General features: G+C 62.3%; 17 protein-coding genes and 2 tRNA genes. 6 read left to right on the forward strand and 13 right to left on the reverse strand.

Annotation, left to right across the window (positions count from 1 at the left end):
* The first annotated feature begins 66 nt into the window (after window positions 1-66).
* Window positions 67-705, forward strand: a complete 639-nt coding sequence (locus CV023_RS07990) for a GntR family transcriptional regulator (protein ID WP_230744939.1) — start codon at window positions 67-69, stop codon at window positions 703-705.
* Between the two features lie 210 nt (window positions 706-915).
* Here CV023_RS07990 and CV023_RS07995 read toward each other — a convergent pair.
* The 6 genes from CV023_RS07995 to CV023_RS08020 form a co-directional block, all read right to left on the reverse strand.
* Window positions 916-988: transfer RNA gene (locus CV023_RS07995), tRNA-Lys, on the reverse strand.
* Window positions 989-1,191: 203 nt separating this feature from the next.
* On the reverse strand, window positions 1,192-1,512 hold the full coding sequence (locus tag CV023_RS08000) for a GroES family chaperonin (RefSeq protein ID WP_230744940.1): 321 nt from the start codon (window positions 1,510-1,512) through the stop codon (window positions 1,192-1,194).
* Window positions 1,505-1,792, reverse strand: a complete 288-nt coding sequence (locus CV023_RS08005; RefSeq protein ID WP_230744941.1) for a DUF3618 domain-containing protein — start codon at window positions 1,790-1,792, stop codon at window positions 1,505-1,507. The genes CV023_RS08000 and CV023_RS08005 overlap by 8 nt, the downstream gene beginning before the upstream one ends.
* Before the next feature lie 95 nt (window positions 1,793-1,887).
* Window positions 1,888-2,610 carry an ASCH domain-containing protein gene (locus CV023_RS08010; RefSeq protein ID WP_230744942.1) on the reverse strand — a complete coding sequence of 241 codons (723 nt, stop codon included), beginning with the start codon at window positions 2,608-2,610 and terminating at the stop codon, window positions 1,888-1,890.
* Between the two features lie 42 nt (window positions 2,611-2,652).
* Complete coding sequence (locus CV023_RS08015; RefSeq protein ID WP_230744943.1) at window positions 2,653-4,329, reverse strand: hypothetical protein; 1,677 nt, start codon at window positions 4,327-4,329, stop codon at window positions 2,653-2,655.
* A 109-nt stretch (window positions 4,330-4,438) separates the two neighbouring features.
* Complete coding sequence (locus CV023_RS08020) at window positions 4,439-6,148, reverse strand: hypothetical protein (protein WP_230744944.1); 1,710 nt, start codon at window positions 6,146-6,148, stop codon at window positions 4,439-4,441.
* Window positions 6,149-6,372: 224 nt separating this feature from the next.
* Here CV023_RS08020 and CV023_RS08025 point away from each other — a divergent pair.
* The 3 genes from CV023_RS08025 to CV023_RS08035 all read left to right on the forward strand — a co-directional run bounded on the left by CV023_RS08025 (window position 6,373) and on the right by CV023_RS08035 (window position 8,429).
* Window positions 6,373-6,445: transfer RNA gene (locus CV023_RS08025), tRNA-His, on the forward strand.
* Between the two features lie 875 nt (window positions 6,446-7,320).
* On the forward strand, window positions 7,321-7,821 hold the full coding sequence (locus CV023_RS08030) for a hypothetical protein (RefSeq protein ID WP_230744945.1): 501 nt from the start codon (window positions 7,321-7,323) through the stop codon (window positions 7,819-7,821).
* 218 nt (window positions 7,822-8,039) lie between these two features.
* Window positions 8,040-8,429, forward strand: coding sequence for a hypothetical protein (locus CV023_RS08035; protein WP_230744946.1), 390 nt, complete (start codon window positions 8,040-8,042; stop codon window positions 8,427-8,429).
* Window positions 8,430-9,362: 933 nt separating this feature from the next.
* Here the strand turns inward: CV023_RS08035 and CV023_RS08040 are convergent.
* The 7 genes from CV023_RS08040 to CV023_RS08065 all read right to left on the reverse strand — a co-directional run bounded on the left by CV023_RS08040 (window position 9,363) and on the right by CV023_RS08065 (window position 13,073).
* Window positions 9,363-9,617, reverse strand: coding sequence for a DUF3263 domain-containing protein (locus CV023_RS08040; RefSeq protein WP_230744947.1), 255 nt, complete (start codon window positions 9,615-9,617; stop codon window positions 9,363-9,365).
* Between the two features lie 53 nt (window positions 9,618-9,670).
* Window positions 9,671-10,024, reverse strand: coding sequence for a hypothetical protein (locus CV023_RS08045; protein ID WP_230744948.1), 354 nt, complete (start codon window positions 10,022-10,024; stop codon window positions 9,671-9,673).
* Window positions 10,025-10,173: 149 nt separating this feature from the next.
* On the reverse strand, window positions 10,174-10,380 hold the full coding sequence (locus tag CV023_RS08050; RefSeq protein WP_230744949.1) for a hypothetical protein: 207 nt from the start codon (window positions 10,378-10,380) through the stop codon (window positions 10,174-10,176).
* Between the two features lie 60 nt (window positions 10,381-10,440).
* On the reverse strand, window positions 10,441-10,674 hold the full coding sequence (locus CV023_RS08055; protein WP_230744950.1) for an SHOCT domain-containing protein: 234 nt from the start codon (window positions 10,672-10,674) through the stop codon (window positions 10,441-10,443).
* 270 nt (window positions 10,675-10,944) lie between these two features.
* Complete coding sequence (locus tag CV023_RS19120; RefSeq protein WP_350309910.1) at window positions 10,945-11,175, reverse strand: transposase; 231 nt, start codon at window positions 11,173-11,175, stop codon at window positions 10,945-10,947.
* Window positions 11,176-11,200: 25 nt separating this feature from the next.
* Window positions 11,201-11,644, reverse strand: a complete 444-nt coding sequence (locus tag CV023_RS08060; RefSeq protein WP_230744951.1) for an acetyltransferase — start codon at window positions 11,642-11,644, stop codon at window positions 11,201-11,203.
* 319 nt (window positions 11,645-11,963) lie between these two features.
* Window positions 11,964-13,073, reverse strand: coding sequence for an FUSC family protein (locus CV023_RS08065; RefSeq protein WP_230744952.1), 1,110 nt, complete (start codon window positions 13,071-13,073; stop codon window positions 11,964-11,966).
* A gap of 467 nt (window positions 13,074-13,540) precedes the next feature.
* On the opposite strand from CV023_RS08065, the gene CV023_RS08070 reads away from it, so the two are divergent.
* Window positions 13,541-14,380 (forward strand): ribokinase, encoded by an 840-nt coding sequence (locus CV023_RS08070; RefSeq protein WP_230744953.1) that lies wholly within the window; start codon window positions 13,541-13,543, stop codon window positions 14,378-14,380.
* Between the two features lie 55 nt (window positions 14,381-14,435).
* Window positions 14,436-15,359 carry a dihydrodipicolinate synthase family protein gene (locus CV023_RS08075; RefSeq protein WP_230744954.1) on the forward strand — a complete coding sequence of 308 codons (924 nt, stop codon included), beginning with the start codon at window positions 14,436-14,438 and terminating at the stop codon, window positions 15,357-15,359.
* Window positions 15,360-15,417 lie beyond the last annotated feature (58 nt).

Below are 15,417 nucleotides of genomic sequence, written 5' to 3' on the forward strand. Positions count from 1 at the left end.
ATCCACTTCACATTTCCCGCCTGCTTCCGTCAGCAGAATATGGTCCCGGTCACTAGACTGGGGCTCATGACTCACGAATCGTCCCTGGTCAATCGGCTCACCGAGCTTCTCACTGCCGGAGAGCTGCGGCCCGGGGAGAAACTTTCTGAGGCCTCGCTCGTCGAGCGTTTCGATGTCTCCCGCAATACCCTGCGTGAGGCCTTTCGCGTTCTGGGTGAGCAGGGTCTGCTCCAGCACATTCCACATCGCGGGGTGTCCGTGGCTTCGCCGAATACGGCCGATGTCGTCGACATCTATCGGGTGCGCCGGGCGATCGAGTGCTCGGTGCTCGAACGTGCTCCGCGCAATCACCCCCATGCCGTGCATATGGCCGAGGCCGTCGAACAGGCGAAGGCGGCAGCCGCTGCCGAGGATTGGCTGCTCGTGGGAACCGCGAACATGAGCTTTCACAACGCCCTCGTGTCCATGTCAGACAGTGTGCGCCTGATGCGCTCGTTCGGCAATGTCCTCGCCGAACTGCGTCTGGCGTTCCTCAAGGTCGAAGTCCTCGACTTCCTCCACGCCCCGTTCGTCGATCGCAACCAGGGAGTCCTCGATGCCTACCTGGGGGAGAGCCCCGCGGAGGCAGCGAGGCTGCTCGAGGGCTACCTCGGCGATTCGGAGCGCCAAGTGCTCGGAGCTTACGCTCGCGCCGGCCAGGCCTGAGGCGTTTCGGCGGTCAACGCCCAATCCGCGCCAATTTCGGCTCGATCAACGCGAAACTCGATCCAGCTGGGCTCGATCAACGCGAAGCCTGAATATGTCGTCACCAGTGACGACTTATTCAGACTTCGCGATGCGGTCTGCAGCGAATGTGGATGAATGCAGAAAACCGCCGTCCGGATGATCCGAACGGCGGTTCTGCTGCTGCTGCTGTGCACCCCCCGGGACTTGAACCCGGAACCCACTGATTAAGAGTCAGTTGCTCTGCCAATTGAGCTAGAGGTGCGTGCTGCGCACGTGGCGCAACGAGAATTAATATTACTCAGGTTCCCAGCCTCCATGCAAACCGAGAGCGAACCATCTGGGTATTTGTGACCGATGTCGCATACCTGCAGGTCGCGGTCGTCCATCGCCCGCTCTTTGCGATCCGGAACCCACTGATGACGAGTCTGAACTGGCGGGTTTCGGGGAGGTGCAACCGACCCGACGTTACAGATACATTCCCGAACTCGACTGCTCGGCCGGTTCGGAGATCGCGTGCACGTCGCGCTCTCGCAGGAGCACATACGCTGTGCCTTCGAGCTCCACCTCGGCGAGGTCCTCCGGGTCGTAGAGGACGGTGTCGCCGAGGTTGGCCTGCCGCACGTGTGGGCCGGCCGCAACGACCTTGCCCCACACGAGCCGCTTGCCCATGCTTGCGGTCGCCGGAATGACGATCCCGGCCGAGGATTTGCGTTCCCCGGCCTCCTCGCCCGGATCGAGCAGGATCCGGTCGTGGAGCATGCGGATGGGCAGAGCGGAATCAGCCACGCTTGTTCCGGCCGGACAGTCCGACGACGAGGGCTGCCACACCGAGGACGAGGCCGGCGCCGAGGGCCACAGCTTCGGTCTTGGGGGATCCGTCTTCCTCGACGACGCCGGACTTGGCCTTGTTGACCGCGCGGGTCGCGATGACCTTCGGGCGGATGCGGCCGACGAGCTCGTCGATGTTGTCCGCGATCCGCTCCTCGCGCAGGCGGATCGATTCCGCGAGCTGTGCGGGTGTTGCCTTATCGACGGTCACATCTGAGGTGTAGACGTTGTCAGTCATCGGGTCGCGTCCTCCGGGTCGAGAATACATCGGTGCCTGCGACGGGGGTGCCGCAGTGGTTCGCTGTCAAGCTTAACCGCTGAAATCTCTCGGTGTCAGATATTGCCCGGGGTGATCCGGAAAGTCACGATCTCCACGACCGCCTCATCGGGCATCGTCGGGTAGTGCTCGTGCAGATTCGCAATATAGGAGGTCACGTCCGAGTTCTGCGACAGGTGCAGATCGGCGGCGGTCAGCTCGCCGAGGCGGCGCGACGTCACCGAGGTGACCTCGACCGGCGTTGTCCCGTGTGCGGTGCTCTCGAAGTAGGCGAGGGCCGGGCCGGTCTGATGGGCTTCGTTCCAGCGGACGGTCAGTGTCTTCCTCGCCGAGGTGACCGCCTCGAAGTAGCGGGCGTGGAATCTCAGGAGGCGTACGGGTGCGGCGTCCGGGTGGCGGTAGGAATGGGGGAGGAGGGCGGAGACCGGGGAGATGTCCGGCGCGGCCCCCTCCGTTCCGGGAAGGACGATGAGAGCGTCCGGATGCAGGTCGCGGATGACCTGCCGGCATCGGCCGCAGGGCGGGAGCACACCTCGACCGTGATCGCCGACGGCCGCAATCGTGACCAGTGGGCCGGCTCCGGCGGCAGCGGCAGTGCCGATGGCGACGAGTTCCGCGCAGGGCCCACCGGTGAAGTGGAAGACGTTGACGCCGGTGTGGATGCGGCTGTTCGTGTCCATGGCCGCAGCGGCGACGGTGTGGTTCGAGTCTGTGCCCAGGGAATCGGCCAGCGCGGCGGCGGCTTCGATGACGCGCAGTTCTGCGTCGAAGAGGTCCATGGCTGCGAGTCTATGCCAGGGGATGGAAGGCAGAGGCCGAACTTACTCCTGCTTGTTGCGTCGTCCCATGATGTAGATGATGAATCCGACGGCGGCCATGCCGGAGGCGGCAAGGACGAAGACCGGCCAGGAGCTCACGATCGTTGAGACGATGGATTCGCCGAACGAGGTCGAGGGCTGACTGTTGCCGCGCGGTGAGGGCTGATCGCCGCCGGTGATGAGGTCAGTATCGTCATCGGGGGCCGGAGAATCCGGATTCCGCGGCACCGGGTCGGAATAGTCCGGGGGAGGTGCTGATTCGTCGTTGCCAGGCAGCCAGTCGTCGCCGGTGTCGCCGGGGATCTCATCGCGTTCGTCCTGCGAGCCGTTGCCGGTCGAGGGATCCGGCGTGTTGTCGTCACCTTCGCGTCCGTCGGGGCCCGTGGCAGTCCCCGAACCGTTCTTGTCATCGGAGTCCGCGTCATCGGAACCGTCGTCGTCGGAGTTCCCGGAGTCTGAGCCGTCTGAGCTGCTCAGGCCTTCCGAGCTGCTCGACGAATCGGAGTTGCGAGAGGAGCTCGAATCGGAGTCTCGCCCATTGCGATCGGCGTCCGCCGAATCTGCGTCTGCATTGGCCGAGGCGCGGTCGCGGTCATTGCTGTTCGCGGAGGAGCCGCTGTTCGACCCACTGTCGTTGCCGTTGGAGGAGCTGTTGGAGTCCGAGCTCGACGCGGCAGCGGACTCGTTGCCGTCGGCTTGGCTGCCGCCGCTGTCGGAGTCGGAACCGTCGGCATCGGCCGTTCCTTCGTCTCCGGCGGACATGTCGGCATCATTGTTCGAGCCTTGCGAAGAACCGTCCTGGGAGCCGCCGTTGTCATCGGAGCTCGCGCTGGAAGAGGCATTGCTTCCGTCGTCGCTGTCCGAGTCGTCGTAGGGATCACCAATGACTTCGATGTCGGTGCCGTCAGAGGTGAAGCTCCACTCAGGGTCATGTTCAAAAGTCACGTGCTGTGACTGTGAATTCCCATCGACTAGGTAGCCCTCGTCATCGAATGCAAGCTTCTTTGGCACATTTGCGGCAGTTGGGATGCTATTTCCGCTGTCGTCGGTGCTGCCTTCCACGTTGGCGCCGTCCGAGCCTTGGAGTGGAAGGCGGACGAGCTTACGCGGGCTGGAAAATTCTTCCCCGACCCAACTCTTAGGCATATCGCCCTTTCCGCCGTTGGGCGGATCGAGCTTGAGGGTCTTAGCGCTCTTGTCCCACTTGCCGGTCAACTCGCTGGCAGGCTTGCACGGTTTGCCCTCAGGGAGATCTTTCCCATCCGCCGGCGGTGCGCAGGCTTCGTCGAAACTCTCGCTGTTGCCGTCGTCGTCGGCCTCGCCTTCGGCATTGCCGGCGCCGCCCTGTTCGTCGCTCTCGGCCTCTGCACTCTCGGCGCTATCGGAGCCTCCACCGTCGGCCCCTGCCTCGACGGAATCGCTGCCGTCGCTCGAAGAATCGGAACCGGCGACTGCCTCGGCGGCAGCATCGGAACCGCCGGAATCGGCACCATCAGCTGCCGCGGACGAACCGGAATCGGAGCCTGCGTTCGCAGAATCGGCGGAGTCCGCCTCGGCGGCGGGACTGGGCTGGGAAAATGCGGCAGTGGAGGTCAGAGTGTCGGAGAAGGGCAGCATCAGCAGGGCAAGGGCAGTGCCGAGGGCGGCCGCTCGGCGGCTGAACTCGCGGGTGGCTGGCACTGGGTTCCTTCGCGGTGGGGATTCCGACATCATTTACTCAAGGGAACATGGCGCATGGGTACGTCGATCACCATCATAATGGCTAGGCCAGACGTGAAAAAGCCGCGCTTCACTGTTCTTGAGTCTCTGACTTCTTGTCATAGGCGCGGATGGTCGAATCCTCGCCGTCGACGATGACGGTGTTGCCGCCGTCGGTCATGGCGAGCAGTCGCGTGTCCGTACGGTAGGCGTGTTGCCCTGCCAGCAGGCACGATGCTTCGTTGTCGATGGTGCAGGGCACGATCGTTCCGCGCGGTTCGGAGAGATTGATGTCCTTGCTCGAGGTGTCCATGAGCAGCAGACCGTTCTCGAGGTTGAAGAGGTACGGGCCGATGTAGGCGCGTTGGCCGCCTTGGCCGCGGACCCAGGACATTTCGCCGACGATATCGGTCGTTGTCGTCACAGTCGAGAGGATCGAGCCGTCCTCGAGTGAGTGGACGACGAGTTGGATCCGGTGCCCCGAGTTCGTCGAGGCACCCTGTTCGCCCCACAGTGTGATCGCCTTGCCGTGTCCGGCAGAGATCCAATCGATGATCTGCAGATCATCGGCGGGAGGTTCGAGATCGATGCTGCGTTCGTCACCGGACTCGATGTTCTCGGCCTTGACCGGCCCGTTCCAGTCGGAGCTGAAGAGTTCATCGTTCTCGATCGCCATCGGCGTCGACCCGGGTTCCGGGGTGGGGACGTTGACCAGGCCATCGGCGCCGAAGGTCGAGAGCTTGTTGCCCGACTTGATGAGCACGCTCGTGCCCGCCGAGGTGATGCGTGCCTTCTGCGGCAGTTGGTACCGCTTCGGTTCGCTCTCACCGTCGAAGAGCGCCTCGGCGGTGTCGCCCGCCTGCCACAGCAGTGCCGGTTTGCCGTCGATGATCGTGTCCACGGCGAAGGTCGGGGCCTCGTCGACCTCACCGGAATAGCGTTCCTCGCCCGTGGTGGCGTCGAGGACCTGCAGCTTGCCCTTGTTCACCACGAGCACGCCGCGGTCCGAGGCGGTCACGGAGGCGTCCCTGGGGACCTTCGTCTCCCACTTCGGGGAGTTGCTGAAGCTGGGAACGACGTCGTCGGTCGAGTCGACCGAGAGTTCAGAGGCGGGGTTGACCTGCCGCTCGGAACCGATGGTCTGCGGCGAATCGGGGGAGCCGGAGGGGACGATGTTGGGAATGACGAAGGCCCCGATCATGAGGATCGCGATCCCGATGAGGACGAGTCCGGGCACTGTGATCTTCTTCAGCTGCTGCGGCCGGTTCCGGGGAGCGTGCTTGCGCACCCGGGTCTTCTTCACCTGTGGTGCCGCCGGGGTGGCCGGTCCGGAGAACGGGGTGCCGAGCGGATATTCCTCACCGTTGGCCGCCTCGGCGCCGTCATCGGGGGCAGCCGCAGAACTCGCGTCGGAGCCGTCGCCCTTGGTCGCCGAGGTGGTGGCGCTGTCGGTCTCGGGAGCGGAGTCGGAGGAGGTGCTGGCCGAACCGGCGCTGCCGTTCGCGAACGGCGTCGAGTCGGCTGGAGGTGCCGAGGCAGAGGCGGCGGTCGGTGTCGAGTCGGATGTCGGACTCCCGGCCGGGGGTGTGAGCGCCGCCCCGACCTGCCCGGTCTCATCGATGAGGACGTCGACGCCTTGGTCGCCATTGTCGATAGTCACCGACACCCGTGTCGCGGTCTCTCGCGCATAGTCCCCAAGGTACGTCATGGCCTGCCCGGTGTCGGAGTAGCGACTCGTCGCCCCGTTGAGGGAGAGGTAGGTGAACCCGTCCTGGGAGACGGAGATCAGCGCTCGAGTCATGTACAGGGTTCCTTGGGCGGTTTCGGGGGCAGGGCCGTGACAATCCTATTGAATATGATGGAGTGCTCCTACCGCTTTTCCGAAACCGTTATACATCGCTACTGAATCGTTGCACGTCAGGAGATCTGTGTCTCATTGTGCACCATGGGCGGTTCTGGTTTGCCCGGCCGAGGTCCTGAGGTTAAGATGTATCTTGCTGCCTGAACCTGGTTGCAGGCATTGTGGTGGGTATAGCTCAGCTGGTAGAGCGCCGCGTTGTGGTCGCGGATGTCGCGGGTTCAAGTCCCGTTACTCACCCTGACGAGGAAGCCCCGAGAACTGCTGGAACGAGCGGAACTCGGGGCTTCTTTCATATTCACCACCAGTGTTTGAGCACCGTTTGGGCACACACTAAGACCGAATACTTTGCTTCCGAGACGGCCGCTGGCGTGGCCTGACCATTTCAGTTCCGCGCAGGCTCTCCACAGAACCCGGGGCTTGACACCGCACTCACACATCGGAGTTCACCATCTCGAAGCTTGACTGAGAACGCGTTTAATCCGCTCTCGTCGCGGACCAGTTCGGAATCAGCCTCCTCTTTCGACAGCCGTTTTTCGCTTGCATTACTGTATTCGAAGGCAGGGCGGGGGGCCGCGGCTCAGAGCCAGCAGACCTTTTCGGGGGAGATGGAGACGGCGAGAACAGCTCTGCTCCCAGCCAGCGTATGAGGGTGATGCTGAGCAATATCCCGACGACTACCCACACAAGGTGACCTCCACGTCGACCGTGTCCAGGACTGTAGCCGAAGGAGCCAGGAAGTGGGAGAGGCAGTGACCGACCAGTCCACCACGACCAGTCAGCCACCCGGCGTGAGACTCACACAGTTCATCCGTGGACCGTTGCCTGAATACCAACCAGCGCCTCGAGAGCACCAATATCGGTGAGAGAGGCGACTGTCCGAACACTCAGTTGACCGCACCTCAAAGTGCACTGACGAGAGAATCAAAGATTTCTCAAAGAACGTGCGGAGGATTCAGCACCGAGGGCGTCCTGACGAAGCAACGTTCCGCGGAATGGCAAGGAAAGCTGACGTGGACGCTCGACTGAGAATCGGATCAACGCGAAGGTTGACCTTCCCGAAGACCCCTGCTTGAGGTGAATTCCGTCACACCCCACAGAGAATTGGAAGACCGATGAGAATCCTCAAGTCCGCCCTCGCAGCGACTACCATCACCGGCCTCACTATCGCGGCCGTCGGCATCACACCAGCAACCGCCTCTCCAAGCGAAACAGTTCAAGTTCAGAGCTCCACCCAAAGCTCACAATCGAAGAACCTAGAACTGTCCGAAGAAGAGCTGAAAGAAGTCGGTCTCACCAAAGACGACGCTGCGAACCTAGAATCAGACGTTGCCAAAGCCATCGACGCGGCCGAAAAGGACGGGTCGATCACCTCTGCAGAAGCAAAGAGCCTGCGCTCCAACCTGCTCTCCGAATCCGAAGAAGACGGAGTGGGAACACAGGCTCTACCGGTCTGGGCCGCTGCGGCCATCGTCGGATGTGCTGCATCAGTGGCGACTGGCGAGGGTAAGACCCAGGTCAAGAACGCCTCGAAGAACGGCGGCGTCGACGAAGCCACAGATATTGCGATCGGCATCGGCGTCGACTGCGTGTTCGGCGCAGTCCCCGTGGATTAATCGGAGCAGCCGCTAAGAAGGCGATGACCACTCCGATCAAGAAGGCGCTGAAGCCTCACGTGAAGAAGATCATCGAGAAGCTCAACAAGGGAGACTGACGAATCAATCAGGGAGATCGGCGAAGCTCTTTGAGAGACCGTTGACTCTATGCGGCCCCCATGGACGAGCTACCATGGGGGCCGCTGACTCGAAGGGCCTGCAAACGAATGACTTCAAAGATGTACACGTTGCTGCTTGGCGTCTCCGCGCTCTGCGCGTGGGGTTCTCTTGCGGAAGTCGTCAAAGCTTTCCTTCGACACGAACCCGTGGGAGGAGTCGTCTGGGGGTTACTCGGCGTCTCGGCACTCATCGCCGTAGGGGTCTGGTTGTCTTACCGTTCGAAAAGTACCCGCCCCGAAGTGAAGAGCTTCATTGGCAGCGTGCGCCAGGGAGCCGCACTGCTGTGTGCCTATGTGCTCGCGTTCGTGCTCCCCGGGTTTTTTGCTCGTGGTGCCGACATGTTCGATCTGGTGTTCACGGCAATCGTCGTGGCAGTCATAGTCTGGTTCGTTCTCTTCCTGTTGAGGAGACGCTACTTTACGCCACCTGACAGCGCCGAAGGCCTGTAGATGAGTCGCAGGCGTGACCGGGGGGGCACCGACAATGGCTGCTGACGACCGGCCTGTGCATGGAGACCAGCGACCCCGACGCAGGACGGGAGTACGGGTGGAAGATTGTCGGGGAACCGGGGCCGAGACTGGTGACGTTCTCCGACTAGCTAGGCGAGCCGTCGACTTCACTTTCTGGGAATTTGACGTAGTCCTTCCGTGTGGAACCCTTACGGAACCGAGGGCGACCGCCACGGTTGATCTGATCGACATCATCCCCAAGATGCTCTACGTTGTCTGCCCTCCATCCATTCGCCGCCGCCCAGCCCTTGATGGCTCTGGGATCCATCGCATAACCGGCATCCTGAAGCATGACAACGGCCCCACAGTGTGGTCCTTCTCGAATTCCGCGCCCGAAATAGTGGTGTTGTGGTTGATGAGGCTGGTTATTCCCTCCGGGCCCCGGATGATCGCAGGATCTATTTCGGCTTTCTGTTCGTCCCAGATCGAAGGATCGCCAAGGGGCTCAGCTTTCGAATACTTCACCCAGGGGTAGATGTTCTCGGTCACCCACTCGATAACTTCGATCGAGGAGACCTGAGCCCAACTGCGGCCACCGCCGCAGCGATGTCCTCTGGGTCGTCTCAGGCGATGACCAGGGGATCATTCTCGACTCTTCCGCGGACACCTCGACCGATCACATGATTGACTTCGCGATGTGAGTCAATGAAACGCGCGATGATCGGGTTATTCGACTTGTTCGAGCGCCGGTGAGTGCAGACCGCAATTGCGGAGGCAGACTCATCGCCGTTGTACTCGGCGATTGCCCAGTTGAGCGCTGCTCGAACTCCGTGATCGGGATGCTGGGATCAAAGTTGTACATGCGTCACTCCATTGTTCAAAGGTTCTCAGCATCCTATTCCGGAGAACTACATCCAGCGTCGCGACGCTGGCCTACTGCATGAACGTCTTCCACCGGCCTTGCCTTCGTTCGAAAGCGAACCGTTCCGCCCGCAACCGCCTAACACGCTCCACAACGTCCGGAGCGTAACTGTACGCCGCATCCGTATCCATCAGCCCCTCAAGCACGATCGAATACTTCTCGGCCGGGAGATCGATCCGCCGGCACAAGGAGTCACGGGCAATCTCAGTGTGCGCGGTCTTCTCCAAGTCGAGGATCATCCGGTCATGCGCGGACAGCTCGTTCACGGTGCCAGGGACCATAGGGGCCAGTGTGGCATAGACGGATGAATAGCAATCGTTCACCAACGCCCTCGACACCAGTTGCGATCGCCAGATTGATCGTTAAGTTTTCGCGCAATTCCATACTTTCGTGGGAGGCGGAGAAGCCACGTCGCCGCATATGGTCGCCGTACATCGAGAAAGGACGTGCACATTTTCAAGTCCCGGGTTGGGAGACAAACCGAGGCCGACTTCACGATATGGTTGGCCCGGCGCAGCTCCCGGTTCTCTTTCTCGAGGTCCTTGATCCGCTGGGCATCAGCGGTGGTGGTGCCGGGCCGCAGTGTTTCCGGGTTCACGCCGAGCTGGTCACCGATACGGCGGAGCATGTCGCGGCGGGCACCGGGGTCGGTTTCGAGTGCGTCGAGGACCATGCGGACCGCTCTCTCACGAAGCTCGAGCGGGTATTTCCTCTGGGGCATGACGGGGAAGTCCCTTCCATGGCTTCACTGTCACCATTATTCCCGGGGCGAATCACCATTGCTCGCGTGGTCTTATGAACTCGCGGCATCTAACGGGTCGTTCACCTCTGAGACGGCTTCCGGTCCCTTGACTCCCTGATGGCGACCACCGCACCCGAGATTCCCGCGAGGGCGCCGAGCGCGAGCAGTGTGCTCATGACAAGCAACTGACCGCCGAGGGTCAAGGCGAAGACTGCACCTGCGCACAGGAAGGCCATGGTGACGAAATACCAAACGGCTGTCGAGGAAGGTTGCTTGGCGTTCGGCATGGATTAAGGATAACCGAATGTCGCTTGCTGTCGAATGGCACGCTCGCGTAGCTCAACGGATCACGGTTTGGCGATCCGCCCGGTGATCGTGTCGAACTCCGCCTGTTCAATGACCCCGCGGTCGCGGAGATCCGCGAGTGTTTCGATTTCGGAGAGGTATGGGCGAGTGGGCCTGCTCGGCCGTCGTTTCCTGAGAGCTGCGCTGGCGATCAGAGCGATCACTGCCGAAAGGACGGCGACGATGGCAAGGCCGACGAGGAAGATGATCGTGACGTGTGGCAGCGCGAATCCCATTGCGGGCCTTCCGGAAAGAGTGTGGGCGGCTCGTGCGCGTCCACGGTGAAGCCAAGCCAGCTTACAGCATAAACGCGGTTACTTGAGTCCGTATTCTCGTATATCTTCGACGAAGCTGGACACTGAAGACCGAGCCTATCGGCGCGATCCGATTAGGCCATGTCTCCTTTACTGGCGTAGCCACGTCAGGATCGCGCTGATCACGACCGCCGCCCGATAGGTGATCGCGAACGCAAGTACTCACGATCGGCTCTGGACCCGTAAGCACGATCAGCTCCCTGCCGTCTGCCAAGGTCCCAGGCGGTCACGGACAGGGTCGCGCCAGGCGATGCCAGCCCGATATCGGCAGACGACTTCCTCGACGATCCGGCGATCGTTCTCAAACGGCCGGGCTCTCTTACCGACATTCGAGGGTAGTAAAGGTTCGATCCGTGCCCACCGATCATCGGTGAAGACCTGATGTCGTTGCTGTGTAGCCACTTTCCCACCGTGTCGAGCCATGGGCTCCGAACAGAGGGGACATGCCCTAGCTCAATTGCAGATGCAGCAACGGGTATGGTCGCCCGGCCTCGTCGTATTCACTGCGGCCAATTTGCTGGAAGTCTCGATGTATATAGAACCCAACCGCTTGGACATTCTGCTCGTTGACATCAACCTTATTGACACCGTGTTCATTGATTGCGTGACTCAGAAGTCTGGTACCGATACCACTACCGCGGTGCTCGGCGTCGACGAACAGCATTTCCAAGTTCCCGTCGAGCACTCCCGAGAATCCCGCTGGTTGGCCATCTATCTCGGCGATAGTGAGCGAAACGGCAGGAAAGTAGTCGCTCACTAGCTTGGATTCGATCGCATTCCTGTCCTCATCGGAAAGGAAGTCGTGGGTGGCTTCGACCGCGCTCCGCCAGATTTCTACGAGCGGTGGATAGTCCGTTGGACCTTGGGACGGCCGGACACTGATTTCACTCATATCTTCATTGTGGCAGAGAGTCAGTCGTGCACGTGAACTGCTCGCGCACTTCAGCAATTCGTTCTGCCTGGGTCGCCACCGTGGTTCACACCTGGGCCAAGTCAGATGGTCGCGTTCATCTCTCCGGAAGCGCACTCAAGCGGCAGGCAGTCCTAGACACACTACCCGCCCGAGGCAGCCCTGATCGCACTCAGCTCCGGTTCGCGCTCGCCTCGTGTTGGACTACGTCGGTGATGTGTGGGTCGACGGGACGGCCGCACGGCTCGGGTTCGACGGGGCGAACTTCGGCGAGGCCAAGTAGTCTCGAAGCGATGCCCTCCTATGCGTCGTTCGGTTCCCGTGCCTCCCGAGCGGAAGCGACGTCGTCGACGACAACGACGATGTGTCGCAGACTCGTGATCAAAGCTCCATAGAGCGGCCAGGAGGTTTCGGGCAGCTTTCCATCGCCTGAGAGGTTCTTCGCCAGCGAGTCCAGACGATCATAGACCGGTTCGACATCGGCGTCAGGGTCACTGATGGAGCGCCCGGTGTCCTTGACGATCTCAGCCCACTTGCGACGGAACCGTGTGTCCCATTCCCCCTCGGCATACGAGGCGTCTCTGAGCGTGCGAGCTAAATTCCGCAGGTGTGAGATCCCTTCATCGACGCGAGAGAGAATGTTCGAGTAGTCCTCTTCCCCTGCCTCATGGTGCTCTCTGTTCGCTCGCTGGTTCTTGAGCGTCTTTCGCAGGTCTCCTCTCGGGTTCGCCTTTCTGCTCTCTCGCGCGAAGCGCACGGACTGCCAAGCGGTATTGAGTTCGTCGGTCATCGATTCTGTTTCGCGGAACCAGTCCTCAGCCCGGTCGGTGTCCCAGGAGTCGCTGAATTCGTCTGACATGCTCATCAGGACGTCGCCCATGCGCCGATTGATGCTGTCGACGTAGCGGGAAGCTTGCCGGTCCCGAATCGGCGGGATGATGATGAGGTTGACAGCGAGACCGACCGCGACGCCGAGCGCGATCTCGACGATGCGTTCCACGAGCAGGGGCTGCTGACTGTCGAAGCCGCTCCCAAGGACGAATATCGCTGTGGTGGCAATGGCGATTCCCTCATCGCGGATCCACGTCACGCGAGCTCCGATGAGTCCGACAAACAATGCAAGAGCAAACGTCCACAGGCTGACCCCGAGGAAGCTGCCGATTAGGAACGACAGGCCAACGCCGATCGCCGAGGCCACCGTCGACTGCGCACCTCGAGAGAGCGACCGGTAGACCGTCGCGTGAACGGTGAGGAGAGCGGTCCATGGTGCGAGGAATGGCATGGCCGAGTCGAGGATCGTGATCGACAGCCACCATGCCGCCGTGGCAGCGATGACTGTCTTCACGATCTGAAGGGTGTCGGTGGTGAATTCTGGGCGTTGCAGGGTTTCGATGATCTTCTTAGTTGCCATTGGCAGGGTCTTCTCCGTGTTAAGTGGCAGAAGTGTACTGACTACACCGTAAGCTCAGATGGCTCGAAGGTGAGAATTCGTGTTGGTCGAGCCAGACGTCCATACGGGCCGTCAACAACATGACGATTCGTCCACTTCTTACCCACATCCCACCGTTACCGGGCGAAAATACCGGGGCATCGCGGGGTGTCAGGAGGCCCGAGAATCCGTCGATCATGGCCCCGACCAGCACTTATACACAGGTTCAAGTCCCGTTACTCACCCCGATTGAGAAGCCTCGGGAAGCGGTGGAACAAGCGGAACTCGGGGCTTTCTGTGTATTCGGCGTCGGCCGTGAAGCTCGCCATCTGTCTCCGCCACATTCCGCACCTTCTCGATAGGTGACAGCGCAGGCCCCTCTTCGCTGAGCCCCTACGTCGCGTCTTCTCCCCGGGCCCGCACCCGAGCGGCCGCGCTAGCCTTGTCCCATGAGCATCGATCTTGCCGTCGTCGGCAGCATCAACGTCGACATCACCGCGACCACCCGCCGCCTGCCGGCCGCGGGCGAGACCGTCGGCGGAGGTCGGCTGCTCCACTCGCCCGGTGGGAAGGGTGCGAATCAGGCCACCGCAGCGGCCCGCCTCGGCGCCCGCACCCGGATGATAGGGGCGGTGGGACACGACGCTTCGGGGGAGGCGATGTTGCAGGCACTCGATCGCGCCGGGGTCGACCGCCGCGCGATCGCCGAGGTGGATGTGGCGACGGGAACTGCTCTGGTCATGGTCGATGCGCACGGGGAGAACCAGATCGCCGTGTGCGAAGGAGCGAACGCCCAGGTCAGACTCGACGGCATCGACTTCGGCGAGGACGAAGCCGTGCTCACGCAGCTCGAGATCTCCCTCGACCTCATCAGCGAACTCGCCCGTCGAGTCCCCGGTTACCTCGTCATCAACGCCGCACCCGCCATCGAACTGCCCGCCGAGGTGGTCCAGCGGGCCGATCTCATCATCGTCAACGAGACCGAATACTCGTTGCTCCCGCAGCTGCGGGATGCGAGATGCGTGGCCGTCACCTACGGACCCAAAGGCTCGGCTCTGCTCGAGCACGGACAGCAGATCGCCTTCGTCGAGGCTCTGCCGCGGACCCCGGTGAGCACCGTCGGTGCCGGTGACGCCTTCTGTGCGGCGCTGACCATCGCCCTGCGCTCCGGACTGAGTCCCACACGATCCCTGCGCGCGGCCAACGCCGTCGGCGCAGCTGCGGTGATGGATGCCGCCGCGCAACCACACTTCGACACACTTGAGACTGTCCTCGCCGGACTCGACTGACATGCCAGACTGGCCCCGAGGCCAGCACCAACCGCCGACCAATCGAGGAGGAGACATGACGAGCGCACCCAACTACGACCGCTCACTGTTCACCGGGCTTAGCGCCTTCCCGCTGACGCCGCTCAACGATGAGCGCATCGACGAGGACGCCTACACCGGACTCATCGAACGCCTCGTCCTCGCCGGCGTCGACTCCATCACGGCGCTGGGATCGACCGGATCCTATGCCTATCTCGATACCGCAGAACGCGCCCGCGTGGCCGAGCTGACCGTCGAGAACGCCCTCGACATCCCGGTCTTCGTCGGCATCGGGGCCCTGCGCACCCGCGATGTTCTCGCCAACGTCCGTTCCGCTGAAGCGGCCGGTGCCCAGGGCCTCCTGCTCGCCCCCGTGAGCTACCAGGCACTGCGGGAGACCGATGTGTTCGAACTCTTCCGCACCGTCTCCGAAGCTACCGATCTGCCCATCGTCGTCTACGACAACCCGGGCACCACCCACTTCACCTTCACCACCGAGCTCTACTCCCGCCTGGCCGCACTGCCCACAGTCGCCTCGATCAAGATCCCCGGCATCCCGCTCTCCCCGTCCGGCTGGTGCGATCACATCGCCGAGATCCGCGCCGCAATCGGCGCCGAGGTCACGATCGGCATCTCCGGAGATGTCTTCGGCGCCGCGGGACTGACCGCCGGCTGCGACGCCTGGTACACCGCCGTCGGCGGCACCCTGCCCGGCCCGATGCTCGACATCACCCGTGCCGCACAGTTCGGCAGCGCCGACCACGCACTCGAACTCTCCGCCGAACTCCAACCCCTGTGGGATCTGTTCACCGAATTCGGCGGCAGCCTGCGCGTGAGTGCGGCGATCGCCGAACACCTCGGGCTCGTCGGCCCCGGAAGTCTGCCGCTGCCCATCCTCGGACTCGACGACGAGGAGAAGGCGAAGGTCGCCGAGGTGGTCGACCGCCTCGACCTCGACTGAGCACCCACCTCGGCGGGCTGGGCACCGCCACCGGACTCCCGCCTCGGCGGGGGTGCCG

The sequence above is a fragment of the Brevibacterium sp. CCUG 69071 genome (assembly GCF_021023135.1).
GTDB lineage: Bacteria > Actinomycetota > Actinomycetes > Actinomycetales > Brevibacteriaceae > Brevibacterium.